Annotated in this window: 20 protein-coding genes; 10 read left to right on the top strand and 10 right to left on the bottom strand. The window is 31.1% G+C overall.

Features of this window, described 5'->3' with window-relative positions; all coding sequences use genetic code 11:
* Window positions 1-4 precede the first annotated feature (4 nt).
* The 8 genes from GQR97_RS16405 to GQR97_RS16370 all read right to left on the bottom strand — a co-directional run bounded on the left by GQR97_RS16405 (window position 5) and on the right by GQR97_RS16370 (window position 5,760).
* On the bottom strand, window positions 5-430 hold the full coding sequence (locus tag GQR97_RS16405) for a hypothetical protein (RefSeq protein ID WP_158850359.1): 426 nt from the start codon (window positions 428-430) through the stop codon (window positions 5-7).
* Window positions 431-434: 4 nt separating this feature from the next.
* Window positions 435-1,922, bottom strand: a complete 1,488-nt coding sequence (locus tag GQR97_RS16400) for a cryptochrome/photolyase family protein (RefSeq protein WP_158850357.1) — start codon at window positions 1,920-1,922, stop codon at window positions 435-437.
* Window positions 1,919-2,047, bottom strand: coding sequence for a DUF2256 domain-containing protein (locus GQR97_RS16395; RefSeq protein WP_074935353.1), 129 nt, complete (start codon window positions 2,045-2,047; stop codon window positions 1,919-1,921). Before GQR97_RS16395 ends, GQR97_RS16400 begins: the two co-directional genes overlap by 4 nt.
* Complete coding sequence (locus GQR97_RS16390) at window positions 2,047-3,504, bottom strand: cryptochrome/deoxyribodipyrimidine photo-lyase family protein (RefSeq protein ID WP_158850355.1); 1,458 nt, start codon at window positions 3,502-3,504, stop codon at window positions 2,047-2,049. Before GQR97_RS16390 ends, GQR97_RS16395 begins: the two co-directional genes overlap by 1 nt.
* 79 nt (window positions 3,505-3,583) lie before the next feature.
* Window positions 3,584-3,871 carry a TIGR03643 family protein gene (locus GQR97_RS16385; RefSeq protein ID WP_158850353.1) on the bottom strand — a complete coding sequence of 96 codons (288 nt, stop codon included), beginning with the start codon at window positions 3,869-3,871 and terminating at the stop codon, window positions 3,584-3,586.
* A gap of 7 nt (window positions 3,872-3,878) precedes the next feature.
* A complete protein-coding gene (locus tag GQR97_RS16380; protein ID WP_158850351.1) occupies window positions 3,879-4,280 on the bottom strand; it encodes a DUF2452 domain-containing protein in 402 nt (133 codons plus the stop codon).
* A gap of 15 nt (window positions 4,281-4,295) precedes the next feature.
* A complete protein-coding gene (locus tag GQR97_RS16375; RefSeq protein ID WP_158850349.1) occupies window positions 4,296-4,460 on the bottom strand; it encodes a Lacal_2735 family protein in 165 nt (54 codons plus the stop codon).
* A 241-nt stretch (window positions 4,461-4,701) separates the two neighbouring features.
* On the bottom strand, window positions 4,702-5,760 hold the full coding sequence (locus tag GQR97_RS16370; protein ID WP_158850347.1) for a PAS domain-containing sensor histidine kinase: 1,059 nt from the start codon (window positions 5,758-5,760) through the stop codon (window positions 4,702-4,704).
* Window positions 5,761-6,105: 345 nt separating this feature from the next.
* Between GQR97_RS16370 and GQR97_RS16365 the strand changes: the two genes are divergently transcribed.
* Both GQR97_RS16365 and GQR97_RS16360 read left to right on the top strand, forming a co-directional pair.
* Complete coding sequence (locus tag GQR97_RS16365; protein ID WP_158850345.1) at window positions 6,106-6,669, top strand: type 1 glutamine amidotransferase domain-containing protein; 564 nt, start codon at window positions 6,106-6,108, stop codon at window positions 6,667-6,669.
* A 268-nt stretch (window positions 6,670-6,937) separates the two neighbouring features.
* The gene (locus GQR97_RS16360; RefSeq protein WP_158851879.1) at window positions 6,938-8,461 is read left to right on the top strand and encodes a GH3 auxin-responsive promoter family protein; all 1,524 of its coding nucleotides are present in this window, start codon (window positions 6,938-6,940) and stop codon (window positions 8,459-8,461) included.
* 6 nt (window positions 8,462-8,467) lie between these two features.
* Here the strand turns inward: GQR97_RS16360 and GQR97_RS16355 are convergent, their stop codons facing one another.
* The gene (locus tag GQR97_RS16355) at window positions 8,468-9,070 is read right to left on the bottom strand and encodes a hypothetical protein (protein WP_158850343.1); all 603 of its coding nucleotides are present in this window, start codon (window positions 9,068-9,070) and stop codon (window positions 8,468-8,470) included.
* Window positions 9,071-9,080: 10 nt separating this feature from the next.
* Entirely contained in the window at window positions 9,081-10,505 is a 1,425-nt protein-coding gene (cls, locus tag GQR97_RS16350) for a cardiolipin synthase (protein WP_233267561.1), read from the bottom strand.
* A 137-nt stretch (window positions 10,506-10,642) separates the two neighbouring features.
* Here cls and GQR97_RS16345 point away from each other — a divergent pair, with 137 nt between their 5' ends.
* From GQR97_RS16345 to GQR97_RS16310, 8 genes are all read left to right on the top strand, one after another.
* Window positions 10,643-11,083 (top strand): arsenate reductase family protein, encoded by a 441-nt coding sequence (locus GQR97_RS16345; RefSeq protein ID WP_158850341.1) that lies wholly within the window; start codon window positions 10,643-10,645, stop codon window positions 11,081-11,083.
* Window positions 11,067-12,542 carry a DUF748 domain-containing protein gene (locus GQR97_RS16340; RefSeq protein WP_158850339.1) on the top strand — a complete coding sequence of 492 codons (1,476 nt, stop codon included), beginning with the start codon at window positions 11,067-11,069 and terminating at the stop codon, window positions 12,540-12,542. Before GQR97_RS16345 ends, GQR97_RS16340 begins: the two co-directional genes overlap by 17 nt.
* Window positions 12,543-12,676: 134 nt before the next feature.
* A complete protein-coding gene (locus tag GQR97_RS16335; protein WP_158850337.1) occupies window positions 12,677-13,168 on the top strand; it encodes a Dps family protein in 492 nt (163 codons plus the stop codon).
* Between the two features lie 101 nt (window positions 13,169-13,269).
* Window positions 13,270-13,518: a hypothetical protein gene (locus GQR97_RS19995; protein WP_410488931.1), complete on the top strand. Its 249-nt coding sequence runs from the start codon at window positions 13,270-13,272 to the stop codon at window positions 13,516-13,518.
* 117 nt (window positions 13,519-13,635) lie between these two features.
* Window positions 13,636-14,049, top strand: coding sequence for a hypothetical protein (locus tag GQR97_RS16325; RefSeq protein ID WP_158850333.1), 414 nt, complete (start codon window positions 13,636-13,638; stop codon window positions 14,047-14,049).
* Window positions 14,050-14,349: 300 nt separating this feature from the next.
* The gene (locus GQR97_RS16320; RefSeq protein WP_158850331.1) at window positions 14,350-14,970 is read left to right on the top strand and encodes a MarC family protein; all 621 of its coding nucleotides are present in this window, start codon (window positions 14,350-14,352) and stop codon (window positions 14,968-14,970) included.
* 52 nt (window positions 14,971-15,022) lie between these two features.
* Window positions 15,023-15,619 (top strand): NAD(P)H-dependent oxidoreductase, encoded by a 597-nt coding sequence (locus GQR97_RS16315; RefSeq protein WP_158850330.1) that lies wholly within the window; start codon window positions 15,023-15,025, stop codon window positions 15,617-15,619.
* A 3-nt stretch (window positions 15,620-15,622) separates the two neighbouring features.
* Window positions 15,623-17,512, top strand: a complete 1,890-nt coding sequence (locus tag GQR97_RS16310) for a monovalent cation:proton antiporter-2 (CPA2) family protein (RefSeq protein WP_158850329.1) — start codon at window positions 15,623-15,625, stop codon at window positions 17,510-17,512.
* Window positions 17,513-17,886: the final 374 nt, after the last annotated feature.

Here is a 17,886-nt window from a genome sequence, read left to right as displayed (position 1 = left end):
GCTTTTAAGCATCGTAATAATCTAATTTTAAAAAGCTAATTTTTAAGTTAATCATTTTATCAGTAAATTTTTTATTATCAATATAATTTTTGTTTTTCTTGAACTTAATAAAATGTCCGTTAGCATGTATAGTATAGGTTTTAGTGCTATATGTAACCAATCTATAATAGGGGATTATCCACGAATAGCGATCGAGCCTATTAGTGAAATGAATAATAATTCCTTTTGGCCTTAGTTCTATGTTAGCATAATTAATGGCAAGATCTTGTAGGTTTTTTGGTTGTAGTTTCTGGCTTAATTCTTCAATCATAAATCTACTAGAGCCAATCCCTCTCATTTTTATTTTTTCTAAAAAAGAAAAGGATTTACCAACTATGTTTTCACTTTCTTTTACAAAAGCATCATTAGTATGTGTTGTATTAAATAGCATAATATTAGTTTTTTAGGGATATTAAATATTGCTCTGCATGTTTAAGATGTTGCTTTTGCTTTTCAGGGGTCATTTTATCAAACATTTTCACCAACATGCCTAATCTAGGGTTCGATAAAAAGAAGTCGCGATGCGTATGCATAAAGCGCCAAAAAAGCCCATCCCAAGTGTTTTGCCAATCTCCTTTTTTATAATTACTCATTTTCATTAAATAATTACTGCCGCTTATATAAGGTTTTGTCGCCATTAATCCGCCATCTGCAAACTGACTCATTCCGTATACATTGGTTACCATTACCCAATCGTAAGCATCAATAAAGAGTTCCATAAACCATTTATAAACTTCATCTGGATCGAACTCACAAAGCATCATAAAGTTCCCCAAAACCATTAAGCGCTCTATGTGATGGCAATAGCCAGTTTGCAGCACTTTTTTAATAGTTTTATCTATAGGTGCTATGCCTGTGGTGCCATCGTAAAACGATTTAGGAATTTTCTTTTTAAATCCCCAAAAATTAGTGGTGCGTTCTTCACTACCTCTAGCTTCATAAACGCCTCTTATAAATTCGCGCCAACCTGTAATTTGCCTAATAAAACCTTCTGTAGAATTAATAGGTACATTGTTCTCTTCAGCATATAATAAGCAAGCATCAATTATTTGCTTAGGCGTTATCAAACCTACGTTTAGCATAGGCGTTAATACACTATGGTTTAGTATCGAGTTTTCTGCAACTATAGCATCTTCATAAGTTCCAAATTCCATAAAACGTTGTTCAAAAAACTGCTGTAACCAATTGTTTGTGCTTATAAAATTAGTAGGGTATAGAGAGTGTTCGGTAAGTTTACCTAAGTGATTCGAAAAATGCTTTTCTACATATGTTTTTGCTTCTAAATAATAGGTGTCGTTATCTGGAAACTGAACAGATGGTGGTGTTTTTTTAGCAGGATATTTTTTTCTGTTTTCAGCATCAAAACTCCATTTGCCTCCCAATGGTTTATTTTCAGAATCGACTAAAATCTTTCTTTTTTTACGCTGTTCGGTATAAAATGTAGATTGATGGTATTTCTTTTTATCCTTTCGGAAGAAATTAGCCAGTTCATCTTTAGTGTTTAAGAATAAAGGCGAGGTATACACGGTTGTTGAAATGCCGTGCTCTTCACTTGTTTTTTCTATCCTTTTTTGAAGCCAATTATCCGTTGGGTCTATGTAGTTAATGTGTTTTACTTCTTGTTTACTTAACTGGACGATTAACTTTCTAATATCCGATAAATCGTTAATAGCTTCAATATAATTTACTTCGAGGTTTTTTTTATTCCGAAGAAAATCTGCGTAGCACTTCATTGAAGCTCTATGAAACGCTATTTTTTGTTTATGAAACGGGTATTGCTTAAAAAACAAATATTCTTCAATTATATAAATAGGAGCAGTGGTTTCAAAAATTGGTGATTCCTGAAACAATTGATGTGGAAATATTAAGTTGATGCTTTTCATTTATTCTTTCTGCAACGTGTGCTGCAATATTTAACGTCGTTCCAATTTTTCTCCCATTTTTTACGCCATGTAAATGGTCTGTCGCAAACCACACATATTTTCTCTGGCAGATTTTCCTTTTTCATTAGTTTCTATTGACGTGAGTTTGTAAAAGTCTATTCTTTTCTTGCAACACAGCAGGGTGTTTTTTATGTCCCCAAATTTTGTCTCTCGCAATTCTCGAACTTTCTTGTAAATCTACTATGGGGTTTGGATAGGTTTCACCAATAATAACGTTGCAAAACGTTTGTTCCATGGCTGTCATTTTCCAAGGTTCATGAATGTGTAAAGTTGGAACAGCGCTTAGTTCTGGAATCCATTTTTTTATAAAAACACCTTCCGGATCGTGTTCTTGCGAGTTTTTTACGGGGTTATATAAACGTACGGTATTAATGCCTGTAGTGCCAGCTTGCATTTGAAATTGAGGAAAATGAATTCCTGGTTCGTAATCTAAAAACTGCCGCGCCAAATGGTAAGTGCCGTCTCTCCAATCTTGGTCTAAATTGAGTGTTAAAAAAGACACGACCATAGCACGCATTCTAAAGTTAATCCAGCCGGTTTGTTCTACAGCTCGCATGCAAGCATCAATTATAGGGTAGCCAGTGTACCCTGTTTTCCATGCTTTAATAAAAGCTTCGTTTTTCTTGTGAGACAAAAGCTCGTAACCTTTATTTATGCATTGTGTTTCGTAGGTACATTCTACTTCAAACTTTTGAATAAAATGGCAATGCCAATGCAAACGGGTTAACATTGCCGAAAATGCTTTGCTGTTTTTTGTACCGTTTGGGTGTGTGCCTATAAATTGAAAAGCTTGCTTTATACTTATATTTCCCCAGGCAAAATAGGGTGAGAGTCTGCTGCAAGACATTCTACTTTCTGTAGGTTTAGATATATGTTTTTGGTAATTAAAACCTCTTTTTGCTGCAAACGATTTTAAGTAACGCCAAGCATTTACTTCACCTGCCGGTTGGTAATGTTTAGGATATGCTTTTAATTGATTGTCTAATTTTTCGGGTATGGAAAAATGATGATTAAGAGGCTCGATTTCAGAAATGGAATAGTTGTTTTTTATAATTGGCGTATGCATGTTTTGATGCCATTGCTTGTTCCATGTATCTCTGTTTTTAAGACCTCTAACAATACCATCCCGTTGCGATTGTTGCCATAAAATAGTATGCTCTTTACAGAATTTTGTTATCTGTTTATCGCGTTGCCAAGTTAGTTGAATTCCGCTTTCTTGATAACTAAAAACAGATTTGATATCGAATACGTTATTCAAATATTGAAAAACTGTAATAGCTTCTCCGTAAAAGACTTCAACACGTCTTTTATAAGTTTCTAATGTTTTGTTTAACGTCGAAATAGAGTGGTAAATGAATTTTAAATGTCTCGGACTTGTATCTGGATATTCTATTATAGAAGGTTCAAATAGATAAATAATAAGGTATGGAATACCTGCTTGTTCCGCTTTTTGTAAAGGCTCATGATCTTGCGAGCGAATATCTCGCTTTAACCAAACAATATTTATAGCTTGCCTTTTCAAAAAGTTATTTATTTTTTTAGGGATAATATAATTGAATAAACATTTTTAATTTTTTGCTATTCGTGGTGAGCTGTTTTTACTAGCGTTTACTTATTTTGTTGCCAGAAATAGCTTTTTGTCTAGAGCATTTAAAACGTGTAATATCTGGATTTCGTTTTTTTAAATGCTTCTTGCTCACTCCGCTATTTACACGTTTACGCCAGCGTTTAAAGCTAGACTCTTTTAGATTGCCACGCATCACTTTAATAACCTCTTTTTCAGGTAATCCAAATTGAAATAGAATAGCTTCAAAAGGCGTGCGATCTTCCCAAGCCATTTCAATAATGCGGTCTAACTCTCTTTCTGTTAATGGTTTTGTTTCTGTCATCGTGAAATTATATTTTTTCCCAAGTTTGGTCTGCATTTAAATAAAAACTACCCAATGGATTAAATTTGCATTGTTCAGGAGCTATAATAGAAAGAAAAGAGTCTCCATTTTCTCTTTTGTAAAGGTGGTAGACTTCACCAATAATAGGTTCGAAAGTGAATTTAGCATCAAAAATGAGCTTGTTATATTCAAACTCTTGCATCATTTTGTCGTACTCAGCTTTTAGTTCTAAATATTTTGCTTCAACCTTGTGGTTTATTTTAGTAATACTTCTATTTTTCCAAGCAATTGTATCTGTTGTCGTAATTACTGGAGCACCAACAGAAGTAGCATAGGGTTTAATTGATGCATCATACTTTTGGGTTTCTGTATTAAAAACTACATTATCTGGTTTTTTATCTTTTGCCATTTTCATCAAAGGATATTAGCTCAAATTTTCCAATATTTTCATTACTTCTTCAGCTTCAAATACTTTTTGATCACTCATTTTTCTATTTGTTGTAGATAGGGTATGAGCCTCTTTTAAAAGCTTTTCATACTGAAGTTGTAATTTTTCTTTTTCCGATTTTTTTTTGAATAGTCCGAACATATTTTCTGTTTAATTTGTAATTTCTCGAAATAAGCTTCTTAAAATTATGGTATAAATATACAAAATGTTTAATGATTTGTGATTATTGTTAAACAAAATATTTTAAAACATGCACTATAGATACATTTTTATGGTGTATTTTTTATTTAAAAGGACGGTTGTTTTGTAAATAAAGCAAGTAGCTTAACAAATTATAGAAATACGTACTGAGAGAGATTAAACCAACTTTTAATAATGGAATTTATGCATTAAAACTAATAGTAAAAGTAGTTCCTTGGTTAACTGCGCTATTCACGTTAATACTACCGCCAAGGTTGGTTACATGGTTATAAACTAAATATAAACCAACACCTTTACTATCTTCATTGCCATGAAATCTCTGGTTTAATTTAAAAATAAGATGACCTACTTTTTCCATGTTAAAACCAAGACCATTATCGGAATATTTAAAAATACTTTTTCCGTTTTTTTTGTCGGAAATTATCGAAATAACTAGCGGAACATCAGGACGGGAATATTTAATGGAGTTTGTAATAAAATTCAGAAAAACACTCTCCATATAAGCGGTGTTAAAATGGACCCTTTCTAAGTTAGAAAAATCTAATTGAAATTCGGCACCAGACTTTTGTATCAAAGCGCTTATAGAATTTTGCACTTTAAGGAAGATGGTATTAAAATGAATGAGCTCTAATTTTTCGTCTAAAATATTTTTTTGTTTAAAGGCTTCAACGTAAGCGTTTAATGAGGTATTTAGGCCTTCCGCAGAAATTTTTATATAACTAAGTATTTTTAGAGTCTCTTGGTCTTCTATTTTGCTTAAATCCAATAAATCTACCAAGGATATTAAATTATTAACAGGGGATCTTAAATCGTGAGAGGTTGTGTAATTAAGTTGTTTGAGTTTATCGTTGGCTTCACTAAGTTTGCTTAAATGAGATATGCGCTCATTTTCAAGTTCTTTTTTATGAGTAATATCTTTAGCTATGGCGTATACTAATTTATCTTTTTCAACAGGAATGGCTGTCCAATGCAGCCATATAATCTTACCAGATTTGGATACATATCTATTTTCAAAATTAATTAAAGGTTTATTGTTTTTTAAATTATTTCTATTTGAAGCTGTACGTTCTTTATCTTCTTCATAAATAAAATCTGAAATTAATTTTGAGTTTAATTCAGCTTCAGAATACCCCAATAACTCTACAAAAGCAGGATTAATTTTAAGAAAATACCCTTCGTAATTAGCAATGCATAGGCAATCCATCGATAACTCAAAGAAAGGGTCTAAATGTGGATCCATTGGTTGTTAGGAATTAAAAGCTAAGGCGTTTCGCAATTAATTGATATTCAACAAAAATAAAATTTGTTCATTACATTATCAATTAAAAAAGTTTTTTTTTTGAAACTTATTAATTAAAGGGTTTAAACTGAATTAATAGAGTTGGTAACCCTATTTAAGTTCTTTAACGTCAATAAATTGTAATTAAGGAACGTTAACTAATCTTTTTGGATGCTGTAAAAATGATATGAGTTTAAAATTTTATCGATAGAGCACACCATTTTTATAGCTTAAGCTTAATTTTGAAGTAATCGGTTATTTACATATCGATTGTGAACTTATTATTAATTAAAAAGCATTTATACAATGAAATTGGAAAATAAAAGGATAGCTATTTTGGCAACAGACGGATTTGAAAAATCGGAACTTTTTGAACCGTTAAGAGCATTGAAAAATGAAGGAGCTACAGTCGATATCATTTCTGTAAAAGAAGGGGAAATAAAAAGTTGGGACAATAATAATTGGGGAGAATCTATAATAGTAGATAAATTGGTAGATGATGCTAATGTAGCAGATTACAATTCTTTAGTACTTCCAGGAGGAGTAGCAAATCCCGATTTATTAAGAACACACGATAATGTTTTAGAGTTTATAAGAGCATTTTTTAAAAGCAACAAACCTGTTGCTGCCATTTGTCATGCACCGTGGTTGCTGGTAAGTGCTAAAGTTGTCGAAAATAGAAAAGTAACATCATATCACAGTATTAAAGATGATATTATTAATGCAGGAGCGCATTGGGTAGATCAAGAAGTTGTTGTAGATCAAGGTTTAATTACCAGTAGAAACCCTAATGATTTACCAGTATTTATTGATAAAATTATAGAAGAAACCCGAGAGGGGAAACATAAAGAACAAGTAGTTAATGCATAATTAATTATTTACAATTTTGGTTAGTGTTTAAAACCGTTGGGGCAATTTTGTTTCATCGGTTTTTTGTTGATTGTTATTTAATATTTTTTGCATTAAAAATTATTTTGATACAGCTAAAGTATTCTTTGTTTTTAATTGATTTTTGAGGTAATAATCCGCAAACTGTTCAATTAATGTATTGAAGCATGTTTAATTTTTATTAAATTTAAGATTTAATTGATATGGGTGAGCAGGTTAGATGAAATATCAATATATAACACCAGTAAAAATGGCTATAATAGGAAATATAATTAAAGGAATTATTCATGCTACAGAAATCATTTCTTCGGAATTTGATGCAGCAGAAGAGCAACGAGAAGTTCTAAAAGATTTGTTAGAAACGGCAAAAGATACCAAGTTTGGAGAACGTTATAGTTTTAAAGATATTCTAAAATCTGATAATCCCGAAAATACGTTTCGAGATAATGTTCCTTTTAATGATTATAACCAAATAACCAAAAATTGGTGGAAAGATGTGCAGGAAGGAAAAAAGGATATTACTTGGCCAGGTAATCCCGATTATTTCGCGCTAAGCTCTGGTACTACTGGCAAAACCAGTAAACGTATTCCTGTAACAAATGCTATGGTTAAATCTATTCGTAATGCTGGAATTCAACAAGTTCTTGCTCTAAGAAATTTTGATTTGCCAGCAGATTTTTTTGAAAAAGAAATAATGATGCTCGGGAGTTCTACACATCTTGAAGAACACAACAATGCTTTAGAAGGTGAAATTAGCGGTATTAGTGCTAGCAATATTCCGTTTTGGTTTCAAAACTATTATAAACCAGGTAAAGAAATTGCTCAAATTGACGATTGGGACCAACGTGTGCAACGAATAGCCGAAAAAGCTGCCGATTGGGATATTGGTGCTTTAAGTGGAATTCCATCTTGGATAGAACTCATGTTGAAAAAGGTTATAGACTATCATGGTTTAAAAAACATACATGAAATTTGGCCTAACTTACAGGTTTATACCTCTGGAGGTGTTGCCTTCGGACCTTACGAAAAGAGTTTTAACGCACTTCTAGGTAAGCCCATAACGGTTATCGATACCTATTTAGCTTCCGAAGGTTTTATCGCTTTTCAAGAACGACCAGAGACCGATGCTATGAAATTGGTAACCGATAATGGTATCTATTTTGAATTTGTTCCTTTTAAACCAGAATATATTCAAACCGATGGTTCATTAGTTCAAAATGCGCCTTCCCTATCAATTTCAGAGGTGGAGCTGAATCAAGATTACGTTTTGGTAATTAGTACCGTTGCAGGAGCGTGGCGCTATCTTATTGGCGATACTATTGAGTTTACAGATATTAAACGTGCTGAAATAAAAATTACAGGTAGAACAAAATTCTTTTTAAATACTGTTGGTTCTCAATTATCGGTGAATAAACTTGATGATGCCGTGCAATATCTTGAAAAGGAATTTGATATTGAAATTCCTGAGTATACGCTTTGTGCGAATAGAATTGATGATGATTTTTACCATTGTTGGTATTTAGGAACCGAATCTGAAGTCGATAACACTAAATTGGTGAATTCCTTAGATAATTTCCTAAAAGATGCTAATAAGAATTATAAAATAGCGCGCTCTAAAGCTTTGGAAGGTGTAAAAGTGAAAACGGTTTTGCCATCTGTTTTTCATGATTGGAGCGGAAGTCACAAAAAGAAAGGAGGGCAAGTAAAAATGGAACGTGTTATGGGGCCAGAACGATTTGCGGAATGGGAAACCTTTGTAGAATCCAAGTTATAAAATAGTTTACTGTTCTTTAGCTTCGCGCTCTTTTACTAAAATCATAATTTCATCTGGAGATAAATAATATTTTTTGATACGCGCTTTGTAGGCTTCTTCAATTTCAGCATTATTTAATATAAAATGTTTTGTTTTCAAAATATATTCAGCCATACCAGATGATACTGCATAAGAATCGGCCGTGCGCTCTGCTTCTTTAATATAATTATCGGAAAATGCATACTTAATTCCAAACCAAATAAGGTTTAAACTATTTCTATTTTGATAGTCGCATATGTGGCCTAATTCATGACCTAACCACCCAATTAAAATGTCGCTTTCTACATCTACAGTTTTAAATTCTTTGCCTGAAATTTTAAATTTCCGACTTACTAAAACTAAATACTTTCTTTTTTTTCGTGTTTTAAGAAGACTCCAAAAAACGGGTTGAGCAAGCATAGTCGATTTTTTAATATCGTTTTTAAAACGAAACTCTACTTCTGTATTTTTCAAATTGGGATAATAAGCAAGTGCAATAGTGGCTTCTTTCTTAATAACTTCAGGTATAATATGTTGTGCTTTCGTGTTTTGTACACTCATAAATAATAGTATATAAATTAAGAATTTCATTTATTTAGATTTACAATAATGGACTAAAAAATTTGGCTAACCCCTCTAGTAGTCGTGTCCATATTGGTCTGTTTTTGTAGCTTTCATAATCTAGAGGGATATTTTTGTCACAGATACTATCGAATTCTTTTTCAACTTGTTGTGTTAAACCATCATCATAGATCAAGGCATTGGTTTCAAAATTATGTTCAAAACTTCGATAGTCAAAATTTCCCGATCCAATTGAGGCAATTTCCCCGTCAATAAGAATCATTTTACTATGCGAAAAATCGGATCTCAAGTATATTTTAATCCCAACCTCTAAAAGCTCTTCAAACCTTGAAAACATACTTAACTTGGCCATTTTAGAATCGGATACTTTGGGAACTAATATTTTAACTTCAATACCGCTAAGTGCTGCAATTTTTAAAGCTTGCAGTACAGCTGTACTTGGAATAAAATAAGGATTGGCAATGCAAATACATTTTTCGGCCAACGTTATCATACTAATATATTGTTGCATAATAGCTGGTTGTTTGGAGTCGGGACCTGCTGCAACAATTTGTATGATATGATGTCCTTTGCGTTCAGTTTTTGGAAGATATTTTTCCTTTAGAAGAAGCTCTTCTTGACTCGCAAAATAGTAATCCTTAATAAAAACTCTGTGTAAACTATTCACCACAGGACCTTCTACTTTAATATGTAAATCGTTCCAAATTCCAAGGTCTGATATGGGTTTTATATATTTGTCCGATACGTTTACACCGCCAGTAAAACCAACGGTTCCATCGATAATAATAATTTTTCTATGATTTCTATAATTCAATGTGAAAAGTAGATTTCCAAACCGAATAGGCATCATAGAATATGCTTTTACACCAATATCTCGGAAACGTTTGATAGTATTACCTCGAAAAGCAGAACTTCCAAAAGAATCATAAATTAAGCGAACTTCAACGCCTTGTGCAATCTTCGTTTTAAATAGTTCATAAAAACGTTCTGTTAATTCACCTACTGAAAAAATATAATATTGTAAATGAATAAATTTTTCAGCTTTTTCTATGGCTTCAAAAATACTATCGAATGTTTCTTTTCCTCCACTTAGAATAGTTGCATCATTACCACTATATGGAGCTAGAAATGTGCTATTTTCGATAAGGTGAGATAGTTTTTTGTTTTTAGAAGAATTAAATTCTACTTGATTTTCTAGCTCTTTTATATCTTTGTATTTTTCGTCAAATAGCTTTCGTTTTTGGGTTTGCTTTAAACGAAAGAACTTAAATTTTCTCCGGTTTACACCAAACAAATAGTATAGCATAGGTCCTGCAAAAGGCAATGCCAAAATGGCCAAAAACCAACTTAATGATTTTGTTGGCCGGCTACCATGCAGTATAATACTAATGATGCTCCAGAGGGTGATTACCCCATATAAAATCCATAAGAATGTATTAATCATTGTATTTTATTTAGCATTGACAATATAGTTAATAGACTAACAATAATAAGCTAAGGTGTTCTTTTGAGTTACAAAAGAATGTGATAAAGCTAATCAAAAAAGTAGGTTCGAGGTATCTTTAGCTAAACTAAAAAATTATGAGCGTGATTTCACAAAACAAACGAAAAATTACAATTTATTATCATTCAGATAATTCTATAGGCAAGCAAGTATATGCTTATACAAATGCATCGGATAAAAAGTTGCTAGGAGTAGATATTTCCAGGACCAAGGTAACAGGAACGCAATGGGCAGAATTGGCTAACGGGTTGGGTATAGGAATTATGGATTTGATAAATACGGATGCCCCTAGTTTTATTCAAAAACATGGAAAAAACAAACCCGTTTTGGAAGCGCACGATTGGATAAAAATTCTAGTGAATGAACCCCAATTGCTTAAATATCCAGTTGTGCTAGATGGTAAAAATTATTTGCAAATTAAAAGTGTTGCCGAATTTAAAAAGTACATAGAACCTGATAGTGTGGGATTAGAAAAAGAGCCATTAATTAAACAATTTACAGATGAAGGTAAATCCTAAATCTAATAAAAAATATAGTGTATTAAAAAACCGACTGCCCCTAGTTATTCTTGGGGTTGTTGGTATTTTATTGATAGGTATATTGGGAGTACAGCTTTACGGAAAACATTTAATTTCTAATCTTGTTTCCAAACAATTACCAGATAATCTAGAGTTAACCTATGAGGATTTAGACTTAGATATTCTGTTCGGTAATATGGAGTTTAATAGCATGAAATTAAAGTTTTTTAGTTTAAAAACTAAAAAAACAGAAGCAGAAATAACTATAGAAACACTTAAAATAAAGGATGTTGCCTATTGGTTACTTTTGAATAAAAAGCAATTTAATACTGATGCTGTAAATGTGGGAAATGCTGATGTTATAGTTTTCAAAAAAGATTCAGATAGTATTAAATGTTCTGTAGAAAATGTTTCTTTTGAATTGTCTAAATTTAAAACAGATTCATTACTTCTTCAGAATAAAATACCTTTTGATTATTACACTTCAAACTTATTGTTAACCAATTTGTATTTAGATTTGGGTCGTTTTGAAATGCTGAAAGTAGCAACGCTTTCATATAAAAATAACAACCTAAAATTCGAAGATTTATCTATAACTTCAAAATATAAACAACAGGAACTTTCTGAAAAATTAGTAAAGGAACACGATTATGTTGATTTTAAAGTTACAGATGGGGCTTCAACAGAATTTAGATTAAAAACAGTAAATGATAGTTTTCTAGTTTCTGCTCATAATTTAAGCTTGAATAATTCAGAATTACATCTTTTTAGAGATAAACTATTAGCGGATGATACTACGAAAAAATTACTCTATGGAACAAAACTTCGAAACCTACCAATTCAATTAGATATTGAAACTTTTTCTATAGAAAATTCTAATGTATTTTATTCTGAAAGAGTAGATAAAGGTATCGATCCTGTGTCTATTTCTTTCGAAAATTTAGATGCTCAAATCGATAATCTATCTAATATAAATAAGCAGAAAACGAAAATTAAAGTCACCACAAAGCTTATGGGAGAAGCTCCTTTGGAATTTAAATGGGAATTTAACTCATTAGATACTGCCGATTCTTTTAAGGCTTCGGCTAATTTAAAAGATTTGAAAGCTGTTACAATTAATCCTTTTTTAGAATCTCAGGCTAATGTTAGAGTTCTTGGGGAGATTCACGATATGTATTTCACTATTTATGGAAATGATTTTAAATCTACAGGAGATATGAAAATGAAATATGAGGATTTTAAATTTTCTATTTTAAATGAAGATCGGTTAGGCATAAATAAAACTTTGACTGCACTAGTTAACGTTTTTACAAATGATGGCTCTAAAACGGATGTAAACGGTTACAGATATGGTGATATTGAAGTAGAGCGCGACAAAACGAAATCGTTTTTTAATTATTTATGGCTCAACACAAAAGATGGATTGAAGAATACCGTAATTGGGAATGGTAAAAAATAAATTTATGTTTAAAGCGTAACATATGGAGTTTTTAAGCCATAATTTTTTAGAGTTAATTATTAAATGTTTTGGGTTAATTGTAACGCTTGATTACTAGTATCTTTATACTATAATAACAAAAAAATAAAAAGAAAATGGAAACAATAACAGCAGCCATAGGCATTGAAAAAGATAATAGAAAAGCGGTAGTAGAAATGTTAAAACAACTACTGGCCGATGAATATGTTATGTATACTAAATATAGAAATGCACACTGGAATGTCGAGGGTATCGATTTCCATAGTAAGCATGTTTTCTTTGAAGAAGAATATGGTAAATTAGAAAATACTATTGATGAAGTTGCAGAACGTATCCGTATGTTAGGCTTTTATTCTCCAGGTAGTATGCAACAGTTTATAGAACTTTCTGAATTGAAAGAAAACGGACCAGACACTAACGATAGTACTAGTTTTATGAGGGTTTTATTAGAAGATCATGAAACCGTGATTAAATTTATAAGAAAAAGTATTGGTGATAACGCCGAAGCACATAACGATGAAGGTACGGCCGATTTTATTACCGGTATTATGCAAATGCATGAACAAATGGCTTGGATGTTACGTTCATCATTAAAAACGTTTAAATAAAAAATAAAAATTGCTAGAAAAAGAAAACTACGGTAAGGGGAAACTCTTACCGTTTTTTTTGTTTTATTAGGTCCGTTTTAGAAATACCTCGAATTGATGTATTGGGATGGTCAGGTTCTGGCTTTTTAGTTCTGGCTTATGGACTAACACTCGTAGAAAATAATAAGTACATTAACTACTCTAAGTACTTAAACCTTTTTGGGGCACTATTAATAGCAATTAATTGTTATTATTACAATGCATTGCCTTCTTTTGTTTCCAATTTAATTTGGAGTGTAATGGCTACTTTAACGATATATAAAGCAAAAAGAAAAGGTGGTTTTTTTGTTAAACCTAAGCTTAAAGTATAATTTTCTGTTTGGATATAATTCACCATACAACAGATAGGATGTATCATTAAATAGTAATTATATTACCGTATCTTTGTGTAAGAATTATAAACCAGCATAGAGATAGAATTTGCTTACATGAAAACAGGGAATGCAAAGTTTAGTTTATTTAAACAATTTAAAATAAAATACATTTTAATTTTTCTAGTGTGTTCAACCATTTTAAGTTGTAACACAAATAAAGATTCAAATAGAACATATATAGTTGAAATATTAAGTTTTAAGTATAAACGGACTATTAATGCTTCAGATTTCTGGAAAGAAGATGCTAAGGTAGTAAGCAATTATAGTCTCAAACAACCTGGATTTATTAGTAGAGAAAGTGGATTTAATGAAGAGAAAAATGAGGTTTTAATAGTTTTAAGATGGAATACTGCGGCAGATGCAGAAGCTTCTATGAGGAAGTTTTTGAGCGATAAATCCATAAGTAAATTTGTTAATATGATAGATCTAAACTCTATGAAGGTGACTCGTTATGTTATTAATAAATAGTTTTTTATTTTTCTTCAAATAGAAATTTTTCTCTGGTTTCTGTAGTAAATAATCATTATTTAATTATTTGTTTTAAAAAGAGGTTAAATATCTTTCGCTTTGGTAAAAGCTTTTCAATAGGGTAATTTATTTTATTTAAATGCTGAGATTAATCCTTATTAGTCTCAGCATTTCTTATATTATAATCTTTATCAATTTGAGCCGACTTTTAATCAATAAAAAGATTTAAAAAAAACACAAAATTACTTAGGTAATACAGAAGTAATTCGATTTTTTTGCAGATTAATATTATTATAAATAATGGATAACTTAATTACATTCTCAATCACCGTATTTACAGGCTTTTTTGCTATAACCAACCCTATATCAAACATGACGGTTTTTGTGTCTTTAACCCAAGGTTCAGATAAAAAAACTAAAGCTGATATAAATAAAAGAGCAAATATTATTGCATTTATAATTGTAACCGTTTTTGTGCTCTTAGGTAAATATATTTTTGAACTGTTTAATATTAGTATTCCTGCATTTAAAATTACGGGTGGAATCTTAATATTTTTTATTGGTTTTGAAATGCTACAATCAAAACAATCTAATGTAAAAAGCCTTAAACATATTAATGTAGATGAAAATATTGCTGTTTCACCATTGGCCATTCCTATTTTAGCAGGTCCAGGAACCATTGTTACTGCAATGAATTTTGTTGCCAATGTCCAAACTATCCACATATTTTTAGTAATTGCTATCTTTGGGTCAATGAGTTTAATCACCTTTTATACATTTAAATTGAGTGATCATATTGTAAAATTAGTTGGTAATAACGTGATTTCGGTAATTGGAAAAATAATGGGGTTAATTATTGCTATTATTGGGACGGGTATGGTTATAACTGGTATTAAAATTAGCTTTAACTTACTTTCTTAATTACTGTTAGCATCCTTCTTTTAACAGAATTTATTTTAATACAAAGTGTAAAATGAAAAAAATATTAATTCTGTTTTCACATCCTAAATTCGAAAAATCGAGAGCTAATAGTATGCTTGTCAATAGAATAAAGGATAAAGAAAACGTTACGTTTCATGATTTATACGAGCTTTATCCAGATTTTCATATCGATGTCGATAAAGAAAAGAAGTTACTAAGTGAACACGACGTTATAATTTGGCATCATCCTTTTTATTGGTATAGTTGTCCTCCTTTAATGAAACAGTGGATTGATATGGTTCTTGAGTTTGGTTGGGCTTATGGTCCAAATGCAAACGCATTAGAATCCAAAACTTGTTTAAACGTTATTACCACTGGAGGTTCTAAAGATTTATACTGCTCTCAAGGGACTAATAGCTTTACTATTTCTCAATTTTTAAGACCTTTTGAGCAAACAGCAAACTTGTGTGGTATGACGTATTTTCCACCATTTGCGGTTATGGGAACTTATAATTTAAGTGATAAAGAATTAACAGATCATGCTAACAAATACAGTAAGTTAATAGATTTATTACAGCAAGGTTTTACATTAGGAGATTTTAATAGTTGTACTTTTTTGAATGATATACCGGAATTAAAACTCTCTTAAGATATGACAGGAAGCATACTTTTTCAAGCCATTGTTTTTTTAGCAGGAGCCATTATTTGCGTGTCTATAGCAAAAAAATTAGGTCTAAGTTCTGTAATAGGATATCTCTTAGCAGGTGTTTTAATTGGTCCTTATGTATTAGGTTTTATAGGAAATGAAGGTGAGGATATCTTGCATTTTGCAGAATTTGGAGTTGTAGTCATGCTATTTTTAATTGGCCTAGAAATTGAACCAAAAAACTTCTGGAACATGCGGAAAACCATTCTTGGTATGGGAGGTATACAAGTAGGAGGTACCATGTTACTTTCGTGTATTTTGTTTACGTTGTTAGGTTTTGAATGGAAAGTAGCTCTAGTAATCTCTATGGCAGTCGCATTATCATCCACAGCAATTGCTATGCAAACTATAAAGGAGAAAGGCTTAATGGATACTACGTTTGGAACGTCGTCATTTTCCATTTTACTGTTTCAGGATATTATTGTTATTTTCATGTTAGGTTTTATTCCGTTGTTATCAAATACAGAGGGTAGCGCTTCCGCGGAAAACCATAGTGATAATACTAATTTACTAGATAACCTTCCGCTAGGTTTCCAAACTTTGGCTATTATTTTATCGGTTGTAATAATTATAGTTGTAGGCAAGTATTTAATTGTTCCCATGTTGCGCAAAGTTGCAAAAACAGGCGTTCGGGAATTATTAATTGCTGCAGCTTTTTTAATTGTTTTTGGAATTTCATTTTTAATGGAATATGTAGGGTTAAGTCCTGCCTTAGGAGCCTTTTTAGGAGGCGTAGTATTATCTAACAGTGAGTTTAAACACGAACTAGAAAGCACGCTAGAACCTTTTAAAAACCTAATGTTAGGTTTGTTTTTTATGGCTGTTGGCGCATCGATTAACTTTATTGTTATTGCTAATAGTCCTTTAGAAGTGGGAGGAATTTTAATTGCCATTATTGTTATAAAAGCTTTCATATTATTTATTACTGGTCGTATTTTCAATTTAAAGTTAGATCAAAAATTATTACTCACATTTAGTTTAGCTCAAATAGGGGAGTTTGCTTTTGTATTATTATCATTTGCATTCGGGCTTAATATCTTAACGCAAGACCAAATGGATATGATGCTTGTAATAACAGCTCTTAGTATGTCGCTTACACCAATTATAGGTATAATTAACGAACGTTTTATATTACCTAGAATAGGAACTAAAGAATCGGTTAAACGGCCTATGGACCATATTGCGAAAACTCAAAAAATTATATTAGTTGGTTTTGGGCATTTTGGAAGTACTATTGGTCGCTTTTTACGTTCGCATGGCGTAGAAGCAACTATTTTGGATCATGATTCTAATCGCGTAGATTTTCTTCGGAAAATGGGTTTCGAAGTTTATTATGGAGATGCTACACGTTTAGATTTATTAGAGTCTGCTGGTATTGCAGAAGCTAAAATCGTTATTTGTGCAACTAATAAAATATCTGTTTCTAAGGCTATTAGTAAAATAATAAAAGAAAAGTACCCACATGTAGAACTCATGATTCGTACTAAAAATAGATATGATGCTTATGAGTTACTTAACCTCGGAAATGAAAATATTTATCGTGAATCTCTAGAAACTTCGCTAACATTAGCTAAAGATGTATTGAGCAAAATGGGTTTTCGGAAATACACTTTAAATTGTCAGGTTCAAAACTTTATAAAATATGATGAAGATAGTTTAAGGCGTTTAGCATCAGAACCTAAAGAGGAGGATAATTATATATTTAAAGCAAAAAAAGAGTTAGAGCAGCAAGAGAAATTCTTAAATGAAGATTTTAAACGTGGTATTGTTGAATATGATAATCACTGGGATAGTGAACATATAAGGAAAGCCTTAAATAAATCTAATAAGAAATAAACTTATTATAAAAAGAGGACATGCCATATGTTGTTTTAGATTTTAAAAATTGATGAATTCTAGTATAGAAATATTTAAAACAGAGGGTGCTTTTTTTTATAAAAACACACTAAAAACAAAAAAAAGGAGAATAGTTTAAAAACTATCCTCCTTTTTTTTTGTTTTAACCTTATAATGTTAATTTCTAAACGAATAGAATGTTGTCATTGTAAAACCCTAAGTCTTTTCTCTATTTCAAGCACAAAAAAGCAGAAATCATAATTATAAATAGTAAGATTTTACACAAATAAATTTATGAATAATTCATGAAAACTGCCTAAATTTTCATTTTGTGATATCTGTCATATTTTAAAAACTTGTTGTAAGTTAAATTT

This window comes from Algibacter sp. L1A34, from assembly GCF_009796805.1.
In the GTDB taxonomy this organism is placed as follows: Bacteria; Bacteroidota; Bacteroidia; order Flavobacteriales; family Flavobacteriaceae; genus Algibacter.
Note: the sequence above shows the minus strand (reverse complement) of the source record. Positions and strands in the feature narration are given on the sequence as shown.

Coding starts and splice junctions, on each gene's coding strand:
- GQR97_RS16340 (WP_158850339.1), top strand. CDS start 11,067: ATGAAGGTAAATCCTAAATCTAATAAAAAATATAGTGTATTAAAAAAC.
- GQR97_RS16385 (WP_158850353.1), bottom strand. CDS start 3,871: ATGACAGAAACAAAACCATTAACAGAAAGAGAGTTAGACCGCATTATT.
- GQR97_RS16365 (WP_158850345.1), top strand. CDS start 6,106: ATGAAATTGGAAAATAAAAGGATAGCTATTTTGGCAACAGACGGATTT.
- GQR97_RS16380 (WP_158850351.1), bottom strand. CDS start 4,280: ATGGCAAAAGATAAAAAACCAGATAATGTAGTTTTTAATACAGAAACC.
- GQR97_RS16320 (WP_158850331.1), top strand. CDS start 14,350: ATGGATAACTTAATTACATTCTCAATCACCGTATTTACAGGCTTTTTT.
- GQR97_RS16335 (WP_158850337.1), top strand. CDS start 12,677: ATGGAAACAATAACAGCAGCCATAGGCATTGAAAAAGATAATAGAAAA.
- cls (WP_233267561.1), bottom strand. CDS start 10,505: ATGATTAATACATTCTTATGGATTTTATATGGGGTAATCACCCTCTGG.
- GQR97_RS16360 (WP_158851879.1), top strand. CDS start 6,938: ATGGCTATAATAGGAAATATAATTAAAGGAATTATTCATGCTACAGAA.
- GQR97_RS16325 (WP_158850333.1), top strand. CDS start 13,636: ATGAAAACAGGGAATGCAAAGTTTAGTTTATTTAAACAATTTAAAATA.
- GQR97_RS16400 (WP_158850357.1), bottom strand. CDS start 1,922: ATGAAAAGCATCAACTTAATATTTCCACATCAATTGTTTCAGGAATCA.
- GQR97_RS16315 (WP_158850330.1), top strand. CDS start 15,023: ATGAAAAAAATATTAATTCTGTTTTCACATCCTAAATTCGAAAAATCG.
- GQR97_RS16355 (WP_158850343.1), bottom strand. CDS start 9,070: ATGAAATTCTTAATTTATATACTATTATTTATGAGTGTACAAAACACG.
- GQR97_RS16395 (WP_074935353.1), bottom strand. CDS start 2,047: ATGAAAAAGGAAAATCTGCCAGAGAAAATATGTGTGGTTTGCGACAGA.
- GQR97_RS16310 (WP_158850329.1), top strand. CDS start 15,623: ATGACAGGAAGCATACTTTTTCAAGCCATTGTTTTTTTAGCAGGAGCC.
- GQR97_RS16345 (WP_158850341.1), top strand. CDS start 10,643: ATGAGCGTGATTTCACAAAACAAACGAAAAATTACAATTTATTATCAT.
- GQR97_RS16375 (WP_158850349.1), bottom strand. CDS start 4,460: ATGTTCGGACTATTCAAAAAAAAATCGGAAAAAGAAAAATTACAACTT.
- GQR97_RS16370 (WP_158850347.1), bottom strand. CDS start 5,760: ATGGATCCACATTTAGACCCTTTCTTTGAGTTATCGATGGATTGCCTA.
- GQR97_RS16405 (WP_158850359.1), bottom strand. CDS start 430: ATGCTATTTAATACAACACATACTAATGATGCTTTTGTAAAAGAAAGT.